Origin of the sequence: Luteibacter jiangsuensis, from assembly GCF_030812295.1 — a bacterium.
Lineage (GTDB): Bacteria > Pseudomonadota > Gammaproteobacteria > Xanthomonadales > Rhodanobacteraceae > Luteibacter > Luteibacter jiangsuensis_A.
Window position 1 is genome coordinate 520,469 of record NZ_JAUSSK010000002.1, and the last position, 18,905, is coordinate 539,373.

Annotated in this window: 8 protein-coding genes and 1 pseudogene; 5 read left to right on the forward strand and 4 right to left on the reverse strand. The window is 66.3% G+C overall.

All coding sequences use genetic code 11. The features are described 5' to 3' along the window. Window positions 1–63: 63 nt before the first annotated feature. Window positions 64–915, forward strand: a complete 852-nt coding sequence (locus tag J2T07_RS07705) for an EamA/RhaT family transporter (RefSeq protein ID WP_306848718.1) — start codon at window positions 64–66, stop codon at window positions 913–915. A 13-nt stretch (window positions 916–928) separates the two neighbouring features. On the opposite strand, the gene J2T07_RS07710 is transcribed toward J2T07_RS07705, so the two are convergent. Both J2T07_RS07710 and J2T07_RS07715 read right to left on the reverse strand, forming a co-directional pair. Continuing rightward, window positions 929–1,957, reverse strand: coding sequence for a LacI family DNA-binding transcriptional regulator (locus J2T07_RS07710; protein WP_306848721.1), 1,029 nt, complete (start codon window positions 1,955–1,957; stop codon window positions 929–931). A gap of 66 nt (window positions 1,958–2,023) precedes the next feature. Next, complete coding sequence (locus tag J2T07_RS07715; protein WP_306848723.1) at window positions 2,024–3,313, reverse strand: sugar MFS transporter; 1,290 nt, start codon at window positions 3,311–3,313, stop codon at window positions 2,024–2,026. Between the two features lie 363 nt (window positions 3,314–3,676). Here J2T07_RS07715 and glk point away from each other — a divergent pair, with 363 nt between their 5' ends. The 3 genes from glk (at window position 3,677) to J2T07_RS07730 (ending at window position 10,019) form a co-directional block, all read left to right on the forward strand. Then, window positions 3,677–4,702 carry a glucokinase gene (gene glk / locus J2T07_RS07720; protein ID WP_306848725.1) on the forward strand — a complete coding sequence of 342 codons (1,026 nt, stop codon included), beginning with the start codon at window positions 3,677–3,679 and terminating at the stop codon, window positions 4,700–4,702. Between the two features lie 120 nt (window positions 4,703–4,822). After that, complete coding sequence (locus tag J2T07_RS07725) at window positions 4,823–7,558, forward strand: TonB-dependent receptor (RefSeq protein ID WP_306848727.1); 2,736 nt, start codon at window positions 4,823–4,825, stop codon at window positions 7,556–7,558. A gap of 184 nt (window positions 7,559–7,742) precedes the next feature. After that, window positions 7,743–10,019, forward strand: coding sequence for a family 20 glycosylhydrolase (locus J2T07_RS07730; protein WP_306848729.1), 2,277 nt, complete (start codon window positions 7,743–7,745; stop codon window positions 10,017–10,019). Window positions 10,020–10,156: 137 nt separating this feature from the next. On the opposite strand, the pseudogene J2T07_RS07735 reads toward J2T07_RS07730, so the two are convergent. Further along, window positions 10,157–14,531, reverse strand: a pseudogene (locus J2T07_RS07735) (DEAD/DEAH box helicase). A 127-nt stretch (window positions 14,532–14,658) separates the two neighbouring features. Here J2T07_RS07735 and J2T07_RS07740 point away from each other — a divergent pair. Next, window positions 14,659–16,869 (forward strand): beta-glucosidase family protein, encoded by a 2,211-nt coding sequence (locus J2T07_RS07740; RefSeq protein ID WP_306849510.1) that lies wholly within the window; start codon window positions 14,659–14,661, stop codon window positions 16,867–16,869. A 79-nt stretch (window positions 16,870–16,948) separates the two neighbouring features. Here J2T07_RS07740 and J2T07_RS07745 read toward each other — a convergent pair whose 3' ends face one another. Continuing rightward, complete coding sequence (locus tag J2T07_RS07745; protein WP_306848732.1) at window positions 16,949–18,898, reverse strand: LTA synthase family protein; 1,950 nt, start codon at window positions 18,896–18,898, stop codon at window positions 16,949–16,951. Window positions 18,899–18,905: the final 7 nt, after the last annotated feature.

Here is an 18,905-nt window from a genome sequence, read left to right on the forward strand (position 1 = left end):
AGTCGTCGGCTGTCGCGCCCATGTGCGATCCTTCGCAGCCCTGCCGTGCTGCGCGCCGTGCCCATGACCTACATCCTCCTTGCCGTCGTTTTCAGCGTCGCCGTTTCGGTCCTGCTCAAGCTCGCGCGCCGCGCGAACGTCGACATCGTGCAGGCGGTGGCGACGAATTACGTCGTGGCAGCATCGCTCTGCGTATGGCTGCTTCACGCGACACCGCAGGCCGCGATCGACGCGAAGGCCACCTACGCACCCCTGGCGATACTCGGCATCTTGTTGCCTGCGATCTTCCTGATGCTGGCGCGCTCGGTCCGCAGCGCCGGTATCGTTCGCACCGACGTGGCACAGCGCCTTTCGTTGTTTCTTTCGCTCGTCGCCGCCTTCGCCTTCCTCGGCGATACGCTCACAGGGATCAAGTCGCTGGGCATCGTCCTCGCGCTCCTGGCGGTATTTTGCGTGCTATGGCGGAAGGAGCGCGGCGGCATGGAGCGCGGTGGCTGGCTGGCGCCGTTGTCCGTGTTCGTGGGGTTCGGCGCGATCGACATCTGCTTCAAGCTGATCGCGCAGGCGGGCGCCCCGTTCGCGAGCGCGTTGCTCGCGTCGTTCCTCATCGCCATGGTGCTGTGCTGGGTCACGGTGCTGGTGCGAGCCGCCATGCGGCAGGCGCCGGTCACGGCGCGCAGCATGGGTTTCGGCGTCCTGCTGGGCGCCGCCAACTTCGCGAACATCCTGTTCTATGTGCGTGGCCACCAGGCCTTGCCAAAGGACCCGTCGCTCGTGTTCGCGTCGATGAACGTAGGTGTCGTGGTGCTCGGCGCCTTCGTGGGCGCCTTCGGCTTCAAGGAGCGCCTGGCGGCGGTCAACTGGTTCGGCGTGGTTCTGGCGATCGGCGCGATCGGCGTGATGACCATCGCCTGATAGCGGCGAACGGTTACAACCGCCGAGGGGCCGTCGATCCGCGCACGACGAGATCCGGGCTGAAGCCCTCGTTCTCGATCATCGGCTCGTTGTCCTCGCGTTCGAGTTCCGCGATGAGGCGTTGTGCCGCGTGACGGCCGATCTCCTCGGTGTTCTGGCGTGCGGTGGTCAGTGCGGGCCAGGACTGCTTGGAGAACGGGCTGTCCTCGAAACCGGCGATGGACAACTCCCAGGGCACGTCCACGCCTCCGGAACGGGCGGCGGCAAGCACGCCGGCCGCGATCTCGTCGTTCGAGCCGAAGATCGCCGTGGGCGGTTCCTTCAAGGCGAGCAGCTTGCGCGCGCCGCGGAAGCCATCGTCGAACGAATAATCACCCTCCACCACGAGCTTTTTGTCCACCGCGATGCCGTACTCGCGCAGCGCGTCCTCGTAGCCCTGGTAGCGCTCGGGGCTGGAGCGGTGTTCCTTGCCGCCCCAGAGGAAGCCGATGCGGTGGTGTCCAAGCTGGATGAGGTGCTCGGTGATGGCGTAGGCCGCGTCGCGGTCGTCGACGAAGACGCAGGGCCAGCCGTCCTTGGGGTCCTGCCGCGCCGAGATGATCCGCACGAAAGGCACTTTCTGTTCCGTCAGCGTCGCCAGCAGACCCGGCTGCTCCGACATCGGCGGGCAGAGCACGAGGCCGGCCAGCCGGTTGCGCCGTACCAGGTCGCCCAGTTGCTCGGCCAGGCGTGGGGCGGAGGAGTCGCAGGGATGGATCTGCAGGCCGAAGCCACGCTCGCGGCATACCGAAAGCACGCCGTTCTGCATGGCGATGACGTAGTGCGCGTTGGGGTTGTCGTAGACCAGGCCCAGCGCGTAGGTACGCGAGCTGCGCAGGCTGCGCGCGGCCTGGTCGGGCTGGTAATCGAGCGCCTCGATCGCGCGCTGCACCCTCTCGCGGGTACGCGCATGGACCGACGGCTCGTGGTTGATCACGCGGGAGACGGTCTTGAGCGATACGCCCGCGCGCTCGGCGACGTCCTTAATGGTAGGGCTACGCAATCTACGACCCCTCAATAGCAAGACGGCCATCCTAGCGGATGACCGTTACTTAGCGAAGGTGGGACCTCAGTCCTTGACGTGCTGGCCCACCCGGTGGCCCGCCGCGCCGTAGTACAGGATGTAGAGGTAGCAGGGGACCATGAGGCACAGGAACACGGCCTGGAAATCGAAGGTCTGCTTCAGGTGGGCGAAGATCACCGGGATGATCGCACCGCCGGCGATGCCCATGATGAGGAAAGCCGAGCCGAACTCGGTGAGGGCGCCCAGGCCCTTGATCGCCAGCGGGAAGATCGCCGGCCACATCATCGCGTTGGCGAAGCCGAGCGCGGCGACGAAGCCCACCGAGACATAACCGCTGGTGACATAGGTGCCGATCGAGAAGACCACGCCCAGGACGGCGGAGAAGGCCAGGTAACGCTGCTGCGAGACGAACTTCGGAATCAGGAGCAGGCCGGCGATGTAACCCACCAGCATCGCGATGAGCGTGTACGAGGTGAAGTGCTGCGTGTCGGCGGGCGTCATGCCGAAGCCCTGGCCGTACGTGCCGATGGCGTCGCCGGCCATCACTTCCACGCCCACGTAGACGAACAGGCAGAGCACGCCCAGCCACAGGTGCGGAAAGCTGAAGAGGCTGCCCTTGGCATGGCCGATGGCGCGCTCGGAATTGTCGCTCGACGGCTTGATCTCCGGCAGCGATGAGCGGACCACCCATACCGCCAGTACCACCAGCAGGCCGGCCATCACCATGTACGGCAGGTGCACCTTCGCGGCGAAGGCCGCGAGCAGGGCATCCTTCGCCTCCGGGGAACCAGCCGCCGCGATCTGCTTGTCGAAATTGCCGATGTCGCTCATCACCACCGCGCCGAACACGAAGGGTGCCGCCGCGCCGGCGAGCTTGTTGCAGATGCCCATGAAGGCGATGCGCTGCGCACCGCTGTCGATCGGGCCGAGAATGGAGATGTACGGGTTGGAGGCGGTCTGCAGCAGCGAGAGGCCGGCGCCGATCACGAACAGGCCGGTGAGTGCTCCCGGGTAGACGCGCATCGTGACGAACTGGCCGAACATCACCGCGCCGATCGCCATGACGAACAGGCCCAGGCCCATCCCTTTCTTCATGCCCGTCTTCTTCAGGATGAAGGAGGAGGGCAGGGCGAGGAAGAAATACGAGAGGTAGAAGGCCATCGGCACCAGGAAGGCGTTCACGTCGTCGAGGTTGAAGGCGAGCTTGACGAAGGTGATCAGTGGCCCGTTGAGCCAGGTGACGAAGCCGAAAATGAAGAACAGGACGCCGATGATGATCATCGGGACCAGGCTTGAATGACGCGTCTCGTCGACGGCGACCGCGGTGGACGACATGGGTGGCTCCCCTCGTGTGATGTTCGGCATCCGGAACGGCGGCACCGCCGGAGACGCCCCGATTTGTCCCCTTTATTGACTCGTGTGCGTAACGTTGTCAATCGCCGCCGCCGTGCGGCGCGTGACCGATGGCAGGGGGTGCGACTTTCGATGTCGCGGCGCGTCAAGCCACTGATCCGCCATGCGACGTGCATGCCAGCGGCCACACGGCGCTTCGTTGGCGGGGGAACGGGTGCGGCGGGATAAGGATTCCTGTTGCAGCGCGTTATGGAATCGCGCTTGTCCTAGCCATTTGTCCTGTTGACAACGTTGTCATCGGCCTCACAGACTCGGCGGCAACAGGGGAGTCACAAGGGGCACGGGATGGGCGAGTCGGCCAAACAACGGGGAGTCGTGCGTGCATCGCGGGCCGGGGCGTTCATCGCCGCCGACGTGGGCGGCACCCATGCCCGTATCGGCCTGGTTCGCCGTGCCGCCGGTTCCTCCGCGATCGAAGTGCTCCGCTACGAGCGCTACGCCTGCGCTGACTGGCCCAGCCTGACCGCCGTCCTGCAGGATTTCGTCGGCCGTCTGGAAGGCCACGACGTCATTGAACATTGCGCCGTGGCGAGTGCCGGCTACGTGCTCGGCGACGCCATCGTCAACGAGAACCTTCCCTGGCCGGTCTCCATCGGCGACATTCGCGAAACCCTGGGGCTGACCGGGCTCGCCGTCGTCAACGATTTCGAAGCCGTGGCCTACGCCTGCCAGTTCCTGCAGGGCCACGAAACCACGCCCATCATCGAGACGTCCGCCGAACCGGCGGAGGGACCGATCCTCGTGATGGGGCCCGGCACGGGGCTCGGTTCGGCTGTGCTCCTGCCCGGCAAGCCACACGCCACCGTGCTGCCGACCGAAGCCGGACAGATATCCCTGGCCCCGGGCAACGAGCGCGAAGTCGCCATCCTCGGCGAACTGGCGCGCGGCCGTGACTATGTTTCCTATGAGAACGCGCTTTCCGGCCCGGGCCTCCTCAATCTTTATCGAGCCATTTCCACGCTGCGCGGCACGGCCGCGACGCTGCCCCACCCCGCGGCCGTCACCGGCGCCGCGCTCGACGGCAGCGACATCGCCGCGACCGAAGCGCTGGACGTTTTCTGCGGTCTGCTCGGCAGCTTCGTCGGCGATCTCGCCATGCTCTACGGCGCCCGTGGTGGCGTGTATCTCGCCGGCGGGATCCTGCCGCAGGTACGCGACCGCCTGCTCGCCAGCAGCTTCGCCACCAGGTTCTTCAACAAGGGCGTCATGCGCGCCTTTCTCCAGCAAGTGCCGGTACGTCTGATGGACCACGGACAGTTGGGTGTGATCGGTGCCGCCGGTCTCTACCTGCACGGTTCGACCGCTCATTGAAGAGCGGGAAAGGAACGCTTCGCTTAGTTCAAAAACCGGGCCGCAAGGCCCTTCGATAGCAACGAAGCACGGCGCGGCCGCGAAACCCGTCGTCGCTACATCCTCTGAGGGGAGGACATCATGTCGCATCGTAGAAACCTGCTTACGGCGAGCATCGTCGCCGGATTGTGTTGTTTCACCGGGATCGCCGCCGCGCAAGACGCCGCGCCGCCTCCGGCGAAAGCCCAGACCGCCCAGGAAAAGGCGGATGCCGCGAAGGCCGCACAGCTCGAAGGCATCACCGTCACCGGTATCCGCGCCAGCCTGGAGAAGTCGCTGGATACCAAACGCAACGCCGACGCCGTCGTCGAAGCGGTCACCGCCGAGGACATCGGCAAGTTCCCGAACACCAACGTCGCCGAGGCGATGACGCAGATCCCGGGCGTCGTGATCGACCGCGCTTTCGGCCAGGGTGACCGTGTCTCGATCGACGGCACCGATCCCAGCCTCAACCTCACCTTCCTCAACGGCCAGCCGATCTCGCAGACGCCGTGGCAGTACGGCGCGCAGCCGAACCGCGGCTTCGACTTCACCATGCTCGCCCCGGAAATCGTCGGCCGCCTGGAAGTCTACAAGTCGCCGGAAGCGCGCCTGCCGGAAGGCAGCCTCGGCGGCACCATCCTGCTGCATACACTGCAGCCGTTGGATCTGCCGGCGAATACCATCCGTGGCTCGTTCGGCCTCAACTACAACGACCAGGCCACGCCGGGCACCCGCCCGAACGGCTCGGCGCTGTACAGTTGGAAGAACGCCAGCAATACCTTCGGCGTGATCGGTTCGATCCAGCACTACGAAGAGAAGATCGATCGCCAGGGCTTCGAGATCTTCAGCTACAGCCCGGTATCGAAATGGGCATCCAGCCCCGCCGTGGCCGCCGGCATCGCCAACGGCACGCTCGATCCGAACGCGAAGGTTCCCGACGAGGTGAACTCGGCGTGGTTCCAGCAGAAGCGCAAGCGCGACACCGCCACGCTGGGCTTCCAGATCCGCCCGACGGATAACTGGGATATCGACATCAACAACCTGTTCGTCCGCGAGAACTTCGACAACTGGAACCAGTCGCTGTATCCGTTCACCGGCGCCACGCCGGGCAACGTCACCAGCTTCAACCAGGGTCCGGACGGCGTCGTCACCGGCGGCCATGTCTGCGGCAACGATACGGTGGGCTGTCCGGCCATCGCGCAGGGCACCTTCGACAGCAACATCCGCAAGTCCGTGGTGCGCACGTCGGCGTTCGACCTGAAGTCGACCTATCGCGGCGACGGCTGGAAGCTGGGTGGCGCGGCGGGCTACAGCAAGGCCACCAACAACAACATCTCGCAGGCGGTGATGGAGCCGGTCTATGCCGGCGGTTACACCTGGGACATCAACAAGGGCTTCGCCTTCGACAACCCGGCCGCCGCGCGCGATCCGGCGAACTGGCACATGGGCGACGTGGACGGCCTCGGCGGCTGGCCAGGCAACTACGGCGATTACTCGGCGCAGTCGCGTGACACCTATGCGCAGCTGGACTTCTCGAAGTACTTCGATTCGTTCTTCAACGAACTGGCCTTCGGCTATCGCTGGAACCGCCATGAGGAAGGCATGCAGGCGCATGTCTACGGCGGCAACGCACCGACCAACCTCGCCGCGCTCGGCTTCGGTGGTTTCACCGACACGCTGGACGCGTTCGACGGCGCGCTGGATGGTTCGTCGAGCCACGTGATGCCGGACCGTGACGCCCAGTACGCCTGGGTGCGCAACACGAACGGCGGCAACGAAGACCCGGGCACCTACCTCAACGGCACCTACAAGCTGGTCGAGAAGACCAATGCGGCCTATGTGCAGGGCAACTTCGCCGGTGGCGACTTCCACGGCAACGTGGGCTTCCGCTACGTCGACACCAAGACCGACGGCACGGGCTTCGTCTACAGCGGCGCCCCGGTACTGCCCGCCCCGGCCGGCTCCTGGCAGACCTCGTCGAAGACCACGAAGAACTGGCTGCCCAGCCTGAACGTGGCCTACGACGTCAGTGAAGACGTGGTGCTGCGCCTGGCGGCGGCGAAGGTCATCGCCCGCCCGCCATACAACATGCAGGTGAACAACCTGTTCCTCAACGATTCCGTGCTCACCGGTTCCGGCGGCAACCCCGACCTGAAGCCGTACAAGTCGAAGAACTTCTCGCTCTCGGCGGAGTGGTACTTCGCGCCGCAGTCGTACGTGGCCCTGACCGGCTTCTACAAGAAGATCGAGAACTACACCTTCGTCGATTCCGCGCCGGAGCAGCAGTTCAACTCGGGCATCTTCAACGACCAGACGACGTTCGCGCGCCAGGTCGCCCAGGGCCTCTGCACGCCGGACGGCTTCTGCACCTATAGCATCAGCCGCCCGCGCGACACCGGTTCGGGCAAGGTGCGCGGTGGCAGCCTGAGCTACCAGCAGGCATTCTGGGATACGGGTTTCGGCGTGACCGCCAACTACACGTATGCCAAGGGCACGCTGGATTCGGGTGGTTCGCTGCCGTACAACTCGAAGAACTCGTACTCGGTCAGCCCGTACTACGAAATGGGTCCGTTCAGCGCCCGCCTCACCTACAACTGGCGTGGCAAGTACCTTGCCGGCGGCTACATCGCCGGTGCGCCGCCGGCCACCACGGCCGACTACGGCGACCTCGGCGCGACCCTGGGCTGGAAGCTCAACAAGCAGGTGTCGTTCACCCTCGCTGGCATGAACCTCACCAACGAGAAGTACAAGCAGTACCTCGGCATCACGGCGATGCCGGTGGCCAAGTACACCACCGGCCGCCGCTACATGGCCTCGGTGCATTTCGACCTCTGATAACACGTCCCGGACGTGCGGCCACGGACGGCCGCACGCGCACCCCTCGAAGCTCCATTCCCCTCGGGCCCGACGCATCTTCATCGGGCCCGTTTTTTTTTGGGTCGGCTCCCACCACGGTAGGCAGCGTCACCGGTTACCGCCACAATCGACCGACCATCAACCGATCCGACAGGAGCCCTCGATGCGCCGAATCCTCCTCCTCGCCATGGCCGCAGGCCTTGCCGCCTGTGCCAACCAGCCGAGGCATGAAGCCGGTCCCGTCGACGACACTCCGCTATCCCTCATTCCCATGCCCGCGCAGCTGCAGCGCGCTCCCGGGCATTTCCGCCTCGACGCCGGCACGTCGATCAGCGTGGCGCCGGGCGACACGCAGGCCAGGCGCGTCGCGGTTCAACTGCAGGGCTGGATCCGCCAGGCCAGGGGCTTCACTCCGGCCATCGTCGAGGGCAAGCCCAAGAGCGGTGGCATCGCCCTCGCCACCGTATCCAGCATCAAGGGACGCGAGGCGTACACGCTCGACGTCGATAGCGGTGGCGTGCGTATCGCCGCGAATGACGAAACCGGCCTGTTCTACGGCGCGGTTACCTACTGGCAGTTGCTGACCGACCCCGCGGCGCAGAACGGCGTCCCCGGCGTGCATATCGTCGACGCGCCTCGCTTCGAGTGGCGCGGCCTGATGCTCGATTCCAGCCGCCATTTCCAGTCGGTGAACGAGATCGAGCACCTGCTCGACCAGATGGCGATGCACAAGCTCAACACCTTCCACTGGCACCTGACCGATGACCAGGGCTGGCGCCTGCAGATCGAGAAGTATCCCCGGCTCACGGAAACCGGCGCATGCCGCAAGCCCGTCGGCCCCGACGTCGCGTTGACCGGCGACCCCGATCGTCCGTACTGCGGGTTCTACACGCAGGACGAGGCGAAGCAGATCGTGGCCTACGCGGCGGAGCGTCATATCACCGTGGTTCCGGAAATCGAGATGCCGGGACACGCGCAGGCCGCGGTCGCCGCTTATCCGAAGTTCGGCGCCGGTGGCAAGAAGCTCCCCGTATCGTCCGATTGGGGCGTCAACACCGCGCTGTACAACGTCGATGACGGCACCTTCGTCTTCCTGCAGGACGTGCTGGACGAGGTGATGGCGGTCTTCCCGTCCACGTACATCCACGTCGGTGGCGACGAGGCGGCGAAGGACGAGTGGGAACGTTCGAAGACGGTGCAGGCGAAGATGAAATCGCTCGGCATCGCCGACGAGGAACAGATGCAGGGCTGGTTCATCGCGCGCATCGGCGACTACCTCGAAAAACATGGCCGCCGCCTGATCGGCTGGGACGAAATCCTCGACGGCAAGGTACCCGCCAGTGCCACGGTGATGTCGTGGCGGGGTACCAAGGGTGCGATCAAGGCGGCCAACGCCGGCCATGACGTCGTGCTCGCACCGTCGCCGACGCTCTACCTCGACCAGCTGCAATCCAGCCTCCCCGACGAGCAGCCGGGCCGCCCCTCCGGGCAGACGCTGAGGACGCTTTACGATTTCGATCCGGTGCCGGCGGAGATAGCGCCGGACAAGGCCAGTCACGTACTCGGTGCGCAGGTCACGGTATTCAGCGAGTACCTGCCGAACTGGTACCGCACGCAGCACGCCATTTTCCCCCGCATGGCCGCGATCGCCGAACGCACCTGGTCGCCAAAGGCGGACTGGAGTGGATTCATCGCGCGCCTTCCGGTGCAGATGTCCCGTTATCGTGCGGCGGGCATCGTTCCTTCCGACGGTGCGTATGCGGTCGCCATCCAGGCCGAGGCGGCCGGCGGGGACAAGGCGAAGATCGTGCTGTCCAACCAGAGCGGTTACGGCACGCTGCGCTACACCACGGACGGTTCCGCGCCGACGTCCCAATCCACCGCCTATGGCGGCCCCTTCGACGTGCCGTTGCCGACGACGGTTCGCGCCAACGCGTTCGCCGGTGGATTCGGCCTGGCCGGCCCGCGCGATCGCGAGATAGACGCCAAGTCGCTCTTGCACCGGACCAGCGACGAGCTGGACACGTGCAGCGACAAGCTCGTGCTGCGCCTGGAGTCGCCCAACGCGGTGAATGGCCAGCGTCCCGTGTACAAGGTGGACATCATGGACACCTGCTGGATGTGGAAGGGTGTAAAGCTCGACGGACGTTATGGCGTCGCGGTGACGGTCGACCGCCTGCCCTACAACTATGCGCTGTGGAAGGATGCCAAGGGCATCGTCGCCCGCAAGGCGCGCTCGGGCGCGGGTGAACTGGAAGTGCACCAGGACACTTGCGACGGGCCCAAGCTCACGAGTATTCCATTGGCGAAGGCGAAGGATGGCCGCGCGACACTCGATGGCGTCTTGCCCAAGCGCGAAGGCACGCACGACCTCTGCTTCGTCGTCACCGGGAAGCCGGGCCCGAAGCTATGGGTGTTGGGAGACGTGCAACTCCGCTGATGGCCGACGGCCCATGAGCCTGACCGCTCGGTGAGAGGTCTTTGGTGGGAACCGACCTTGTCGGCGATGGGAGCTTGCCTCAGGCCCTGGTAGGGGCCCTTGGGGGAGCCGACCTTGTCGGCGATTGGGAGCTTGCCTCAAGCTGGCCCGCTGCCGCGGGATCGCCGACAAGGTCGGCTCCCACCAGAGCGGGTTCCCAAAAAAGGGGCTTCAGGCCGGAATGGAGCGCATGTCGGCCTTGCGCTGCAAGGCCGAGCGGGCTTCGCGCTCGTCGTCGCCTTCCAATGGCGTGAGCGTGACGAACTTGCCGGCGATCATCGCGGCCAGTGGAATGCCGTCGCGGATGGCGATGCGGTTGCCGATCGTCGATGGCACCTTGCCCCCGGCGACGATGCTGCCGACCAGGTTCAGCGGATCGGTTCCCGCGATGCATACGATCTCGCCATCGTGCGCACGATGGCGGATCTGGCGTAGCGCAGCCAGTGCCTCGGGCAAGGCGAATTGTTCGCCGACGAGGCCGTCGACAAAACGGCCGCCGCGGATTTCGCCGCGTGCTTCGAGGCGGTGATACACGCGCCGTAGCTCGCGCCATGCGGGTAGCCATGCGGCCTCGCGTTCCAGGATGCGCCAACTGACCACGCCGTAACGGCGCAACAAGGTGCGGGCGATGTGCTCGAGGCCATCCGCATCGTTACGCTGTTCGCTCGGCCGCCGCGCCAATGCCCAGCGGCCGGCGTCCTCGATGCCGCTGAGCATGTGCCGTCGCGTGCGCCGGTGGCGATTACCGTTTCGCTTGGCGGCGGGAAGCAGGAGCGCGCGCAATCCGGCGAAGCTATCGGCCGTGGCGCGGCCTGCGGCGACCAGCTCGCCGAGCGCATCTTCGAGCTCGGTGCGCAACAGGCGTGTCGTCGACGCGAGTTCGTCGAAGAACAAAGCCCCCTCGTCGCGCAAGGCATCGGCAACGGCCTGCGCACGTGACGACAGTGGCTGCTCGTCGTTCGCGGCGGGTGCCGCCGCCGACCAGACGGCCAACTGACGACGTGGCAGCAACACGATCGGCGTCGCCCTTACCGGGCCACCGTTGCCGGTACCGAGGCGCAACCGGCTCCAGACCACGCGCCCGGCGCGGCAGAGGTCGTCGAGCCAACCGATGCTGTAGTCGCCGACGCGGGCCGGCAGCAATTCCGATTCCCACGCGCCCGCCGCGGCTTCGAAACCTTCGAGCTGGCCGATCACACCGGCCAGTGCGTCGGGCCCCGCGACCCGTGTGGCCCGCGTCACGTGCTGCCAGTCGAGCAGGAAGCGGAGGAAGTCGCGTGGAGCGACCGGTTCGATCTCCCGGCGCAGGCGTCCGATGGTATAGCGATGGATGCGCGCGAGCAGGTGGCGTTCGCACCATTCCACCTCGGAGGTACCCGGCGAGAAGGGGCCGCGCATCACGTAGCCTTCGCTCTCCAGCGAAGCCAGGGCCAGCTCGACATCGACCACCGCGATCCCAAGGGAAGCGGCGAGGACGATGGCGGGCACCGGTCCGAGTCCGCCGAGGCGTCCGCGGACGATATCGACGAGCGCGGATTCGGTTGTCCATGCCTGCGCCTCGAATTCGGCGGGCGCCGCGATCGCTGGTGCCATGCTGGCGCCGGGATGGATGGCCCGCCATGCAGGCAGGCGCTCCGCGGCGACCCACAACGACACGCCCTCATGGGAGAGCCGCGTCGCACGCGCATCGGCCGAGAGCGTCGCCAGCAGCTTCGCCCAGCCGGCGTTGTCGCGTACCTCGTCGAGCGTGATGGCGCCGAGCTGGACCAGCGCCTCGTGCATCTCGTCCGCGCTGCGTGCTTCGGGCCAGGCCTCTTCCCGTACCGAAGCGATCGCCTCCGGATCGAGCCGGCCGAGGTCGTCGGCGCTCTCCGCCTCGTTCCAGCGGCGCGACTGCACCGCCTGCGTGCGGCGTTCCTCGAGCGGCGCGTCGTCGAGGAACGCGTACGGTGCCGCGCTGAGCACTTCCGCCGCCAATGGCGAAGGGGTGGCGAGGTCGCGCGCGATCATGGTGATCGCGCCGGACTCGAGCCCACGCAGCACGCCGAGCAGGCCTTCGCTATCCATCGCCTCGTGCAGGCAATCCTCGAGCGTCTGCTTCACCAGCGGGTGATCGGGTACCTCCCGCTCGCCGACGAGGTTCTCGGCGCAAGCGACCTGGTCGGGGAAGACCGTGGCGAGCAGATCTTCGCTCTTCATCCGCTGCAACTGCGGCGGAACCTTCTTGCCGCCACTGAAGCGTGGCAGGGCGAGCGCCGTGGTGGCGTTCCAGCGCCACCGCACACCGAACAGGGGCGCGTCGAGCAGGGCCTGGACAAGCACGTGCTCGGCCGAGTTCGAATGCAGGTAGCGCGCCACCTCGTCCAGGGGAAAGCTGTGGCTGGTGGACAGCGACAGCACGATCGCATCTTCGGTGGCGGCCGCCTGCAGCTCGAAGTTGAACTTGCGGCAGAAACGCTTGCGCAAGGCCAGGCCCCAGGCCCGGTTGATGCGGCTGCCGAAGGGTGTGTGGATGATGAGCTGGGTGCCGCCGGACTCGTCGAAGAAGCGTTCCATCACCAGGGTGTCGTGCGTCGGCAGGGCGCCGAGCGCGGCACGCGCCCGGAACAGGTAGTCGACGACCTGTTCGGCCGCGGCTTTCGACAGCGACAGGGTTTCCACGAGGTACGCGAGCGCGGCTTCGCGGCCGCCTTCGTCGAAGGCCGCCGAGATGTCGGCACGCAGGCGCGACACGCCGAAGGACAGTTCGTCGGTGCGGCCCGGGGCCTCGCCCAGCCAGAAGGGAATGTTCGGCGGCGCGCCTTGCGCATCCTCGACGCGCAGGCGGCCCATTTCCACGCGCAGGATGCGGTAAGAGCGGTTGCCCAACTGGAAGACGTCACCGGCGAGGCTTTCCACCGCGAAGTCTTCGTTCACCGTGCCGACGACGATCGCCTGTGGTTCGAGCAGCACGTTGTAATCGCCGGTGTCGGGGATGGTGCCACCGGAGGTCACGGCGGTCAGCCGGGCGCCGCGGCGCTCGCGCAGGCGCTTGTTCACGGCATCGCGGTGGATGTACGAACCACGCGGGCCGACGCGTGTGGTGAATCCCTCGGCCAGCATGCGCACGGTCTCGTCGAAGGTCTCGCGTTTCAGGTCCTTGAACGGGTATGCGCGACGGACGAGGTCGAACAATGCGTCCTCGTCCCATTCCTGGCAGGCGACCTCGGCCACGATCTGTTGGGCGAGCACGTCGAGGGGCTCGTGCGGAAGGACCAGTGCATCCAATTCGCCACGGCGCACGCAATCGAGCAGCGCGGCGCATTCGACGAGATCGTCGCGCGACGTAGGGAAGAGGCGGGCCTTGGGCGTGCCGCCCACGGCGTGACCGGCACGCCCCGCGCGTTGCAGGAAGGCCGCGATGGAGCGTGGCGAGGCGATCTGGCAGACCAGGTCGACATCACCGATGTCGATGCCCAGTTCGAGCGAGGCCGTGGCGACGAGTGCGCGCAGTTCGCCACGTTTCAGCCTTTGCTCGGCGTCGAGGCGCTGCTCGCGCGAAAGGCTGCCGTGGTGCGCGGTGACAGCCTCCTTGCCGAGTCGCTCGGAAAGGTGCCGCGAGACGCGTTCCGCCATGCGCCGCGTGTTCACGAAGACGAGCGTGGTGCGATGCTGCTCGATCAGGTTGCCGAGCCGGTTGTAGACCAACTCCCACATGTCGTTCGACATCACCGCTTCGAGCGGCACCGGCGGCACCTCGAGCGCGAGGTCGCGACGGCGCGAGTGGCCGATGTCGACGATGGCGCAATCTTCGCGCTCGCTTCCAGTGAGGAAGGCGGCGACCTTCTCGATCGGCTTTTGCGTGGCGGAGAGGCCGATACGGGTGATCCGCCGCTGGGCGAGGGATTCCAGCCGCTCCAGCGAAATAGCCAGGTGGCTGCCACGCTTGCTGGCCGCCACGGCGTGGATTTCGTCGACGATCACCTCGCGGATGTCGCGCAGCATCGCCCGGCCCGATTCCGAGCCGAGCAATACGTAGAGCGATTCGGGCGTGGTCACGAGGATATGCGGCGGCCGGCGCTTCATCCGCTCGCGGTCGGACGAGGGTGTATCGCCCGTGCGCACGGCGCTGCGGATTTCGAGGTCGGGCAGCCCTTGCTTGCGCAGTTCCTCGCGGATGCCCGCCAGCGGCGCTTCGAGGTTGATCCGGATGTCGTTCGACAACGCTTTCAGCGGCGAGACGTAGAGGATCGTCGTGCGGTCGCGCAAGCCGCCCTCTTCCACGCCTTCGCGCACCAGCATGTCGATGGCGGAAAGGAAGGCGGTGAGGGTCTTGCCCGAGCCCGTCGGCGCGGCGACCAGGGTATGCCGGCCGGAACGGATCGCCGGCCACGCCGCCGCCTGCGCCGCCGTGGGCTCGGCGAAGGTGCTCGCGAACCAATCGGCGACGGCGGGGTGGAAAGCGGCGAGTGGCGTCGACTTTTGTGAATTCATTGAATCACTTAAGTGGGGCCGAAAGGCCCGGTTGGCAAGCCGAAGGGTAACCCGGGACGGTCGCATGGGTTGCGATGAAAGCGTTACTTGGCGATGGTTGGTGTTTCCCCCGGATCGAATCGTGACCATGCCCGATATCGCGCGCCGCACCACCCTCGCCCTTGCGCTCTCCGCCGGCCTTGCCGGCGCCGTACACGCCGCCCCTCCGGCCGAGCGGCCGTGGATGGATCGTTCGCTGTCGCCGGACCGCCGCGCCGAACTGATCGTGGCGGCGATGACCGACGATGAGAAATTCCGGCTGATCCGGTCGGATTTCGGCCAGAAGAACGACAAGCTGCCCCACCCGGCGGATTCCCTCGATGGCGCCGGGTATGTTCCCGCCATTCCGCGCCTGGGCTTGCCCGTACTGAACGAGACCGATGCCGGTCTTGGCGTAACCCGGCCCGGCAGCGACCAGGCGGGCGCCATCTCGTTGCCCGCCGGCCTCGCCACCGCGGCCAGCTTCGATCCCGCCGTGGCGCACGCCGGGGGCCGCATGATCGGCGGCGAAGCGCGCGGCAAGGGCTACGGCGTGATCCTCTCCGGTGGCGTGAACCTGGTGCGCGATCCACGCAACGGACGCAATTTCGAATACGCGGGCGAAGACCCGGTGCTGGCCGGCACGATGGTCGGTGCCGCGGTGAAGGGCGTCCAGGAGCGCAAGGTGGTCGCCACGGTGAAGCACTTCGCCATCAACGACCTCGAGTCCGGCCGCAATACGCTGAGTGCCGACATCGATCCGGTCGCCTTGCGCGAATCCGACCTGCTGGCCTTCCAGATCGCCATCGCCAAGGGCGATCCCGGCTCGGTGATGTCCTCGTACAACAGGGTCAACGGCACCTATGCCGGCGAACACGACTGGCTGCTCAACCAGGTGCTCAAGCAGGAATGGGGCTTCAAGGGCTGGGTCATGTCCGATTGGGGTGGCGTCCACAGCGCGGCCAAGGCCGCGATGGCCGGCCTCGACCAGGAATCGGCGGGCGAGGTGTTCGACAAGGAGGTGTTCTTCGACAAGCCCTTGCGCGAGGCCTATGCCTCGGGCCAGTTCCCGAAGGCGCGGCTGGACGACATGGTGAAACGCATCATGCGCAGCCTGTTCGCGCACGGCGTCATCGACGAGCCGATGAAGAAGACCAAGGTGCCGTACGAGGCCGACCGCGTCGTGGCGCGTGACACCCTCGAAGCGGGCGCGGTGCTACTGCGTAACGAGGCGGACTTGCTGCCGCTGGCACGGAAGGGCCAGTCGATCGCCGTGATCGGCGGTCATGCCGACAAGGGCGTGCTCGCCGGTGGCGGGTCGTCGCTGGTCTCCGACGTGGCGGGCGACCCCGTGCCCGGCCTGGAGCCGAAGGCCTGGCCCGGCCCGATGAAGTACCACGCGTCGGCACCGCTCGCCTTCATCCAGAAGCTGGCCGGTGGCAAGGTGAGTTTCGATCCGGGTTCCGACCTGGCGGCTGCCGCCAAGGCCGCCGCCAGCGCGGACGTCGCGGTCGTCTTCGTCACCAAGTGGGCGGCTGAGTCGTTCGACTGGACCGACCTGTCGCTTCCGGACGGCCAGGATGCGTTGGTCGCCGCCGTGGCCAAGGCCAACCCGAAGACGATCGTGGTGCTGGAAACCAACGGCCCGGTGAACATGCCCTGGCTGGGCCAGGTCGGCGCCGTGATGGAAGCCTGGTATCCCGGCTCGGGAGGTGGCGAAGCCATCGCGCGCCTGCTCTACGGCGTGACGGCGCCTTCCGGGCGCTTGCCGGTGAGTTGGCCGAAGGACGAATCGCAGCTGCCGCGGACGACGATCGAAGCGGCCGGGCTCTATTCCAAGGCGAAGCCGGCGGATAACGTCGACTACAACATCGAAGGCGCCGATGTCGGCTATCGCTGGTTCGAGAAGACGCATCGCGAGCCGCTGTTCGCCTTCGGTCATGGCCTGACCTACACCGGCTTCGCGTACAGCGATTTCGTGGTCGACAAGGATGCGGCGGGCCATCCCGTGGCACACGTCACCGTGAAGAACACGGGCAAGGTGGCCGGTGCGGATGTCCCCCAGATCTACGTGACGGCACCTGGCGCCGCCACGCGCCGGCTCGCCGGTTGGAGCAAGGTGAAGCTGTCGCCGGGCGACAGCCGCCGCGTCGACATTCCGCTGGAACCCCTGGCGCTCGCCCGCTACGACGATGCCGGCAAGCGCTGGCGCGTCGCACCCGGCCGTTACACGGTCAAGCTCGGCCGTTCGGCCAGCGACATCGCAGGCGAAGCGGCCGTCGATGTCGCGGAGAGCTTTCCCGTGGTGAAAGCGCCCTGATGATCGGAGGACCGATAGGGTGGGAGCCGACCTTAAGCGGCTTCCATGGAAAAGCCGCTTCCATGGAAGGAATGGGGGCTCAGTTGGCTGGAGGTGACTTCCGCTTCATCAGTCCATTCGTGAAAAGGTACGCAGCGGTCTGGTAGTAGGTCACCGCGTCCTTCGCATCCACCGGATCCATCTTCTCGACCGGCGTGGCGTCACCCGTGGTCTTCTGCGGGATCATCTCCTTCACCGGCTGGCGCGGGATCAACGATGTCAGCCGGTCGCCGTGCAGGTAGCCCAGTTCCTGGTAGGTGCTGAGGAAGGCGCGCTCGCGACCGGGCTCGAGCTTGAAGATGTCATAGCCGTAGAAGCGCGAGGTATAGCTGAAGTTGAGCATGCCCAGGATCGTCGGCGGAATGTCGATCTGGCTCATCAGGCGATCCACCCGGCCGGGCGGCACATGCTTGGGCGAATAGATGAACAACGGGATGTGGTAGCGGTCGACGGGCAGGCTCGTCTTGCCGGCACTGGTCGCGCAATGGTCCGCCGTGATCACGAAGATCGTGTCGTCGAACCAGGGCTTGGTCGAGGCGCGCTTGAGGAAATCGGCGATCGCCCAGTCGGTGTATTGCACGGCGGCGCGGCGCGAACCCTGCGGCAATTTCACGCGGCCTTCGGGGAAGGTGAACGGCCGGTGGTTCGAGGTGGTCATCACGTGACCGAAGAACGGCTTGCCCTTCGCGTACGCGTCGTCCATGCGCTTCATCACGAGGGTGTAGAGATCCTCGTCGGCCACGCCCCAGACGTTCTCCGCATGGATGTCCTTGTCGTCGATCGCACCGCGGTCCACCGCGGTATAGCCGTTGCTGGAGAAGAAGTGGTCCATGTTGTCGAAGTACCCGTAACCGCCGTACAGGAACTCGGACTCATACCCCTTCGCGTTGAACACGTCGGCCAGGGACCAGAGGCCCTCGTTGTCCGGCCGCTTCACGATGGACTCGCCCGGCGTCGGCGGCACCGAGAGCGACAATGCCTCCAGACCGCGCACGGTGCGCGTGCCGTTCGCGTAGAGCTGGGTGAAGAACAGGCTCTTCGACGCCAGCGCGTCGAGATTCGGCATCAGGTGCTTGTGCTTGCTGACGTCGAGGCCCTCGACGTAGTCGCCGGACAGGCTCTCGACGCTGATCAGGACGATGTTGAGCTTCTTCTCCGGCCCGCTCGCCGCGATGGTGCGGGTGATATCCATCGGATCGTCGCTGGTGAAGGTCGCCTCGGGCGTCTTCAGCAGGCCGCGCAGGTTGCCGAAGGCTTCATCCTTGGGCAGCGTGGGATAGTACTTCGCGTAGTCCAGTTCATTGTTGCGGAACGCGGCGAAGAACTGGTAAATGCCGTTGCCCGCCAACTCGTTGACGTAGTTGTTGCTCGAACGGTCCTTCATGGAGCCGTCGACGGCGAAACTCACCGCCACGGTGAGCAGCAGCCATACGCCCACCACGGCGCTGCGGCCGCGGAATCGCGAACCGTCGTCGCGAGCCGCCAGCACCCGGCGGCTGAAGAAGATCACCAGTACCGTCGCCAGCACGAGCAGGGCCGACCAGGTACCGATCGGGTACGACTCGCGGATGTTGCCGACCACCTCGTGCGTGTAGACCAGGTAGTCCACCGCGATGAAGTTGAAGCGCGCGCTGAACTCGCCCCAGAACACCAGTTCCGCCGCGCCGAGATAGAGCACGGCGAACGCCAGCACGAAGCACAACCCGAGGAAGATCCGGTGGCCCCATCGCGACAGGTAGGCCCGGCGGGGCAGCAACCATAGCGCCAGCAACAGGGGCCAGGCGAAATAGATGTAGGTGACCAGGTCGTAACCCAGGCCGACCAGGAACAGGTACAGCCACTGGCCCAGGTTCGGCGGAACCTCGTGCCGGGTTTTCACCAGCAGGATCAGGCGGACCAGGAAGGCCACGCCGACGAAGAGGATGCCGAACCACAGGAGCGGCCGGAAACGCTGGCGCAGGGCGCCGGGGGCCGGGGAGTCAGGACGCATGGAGCCT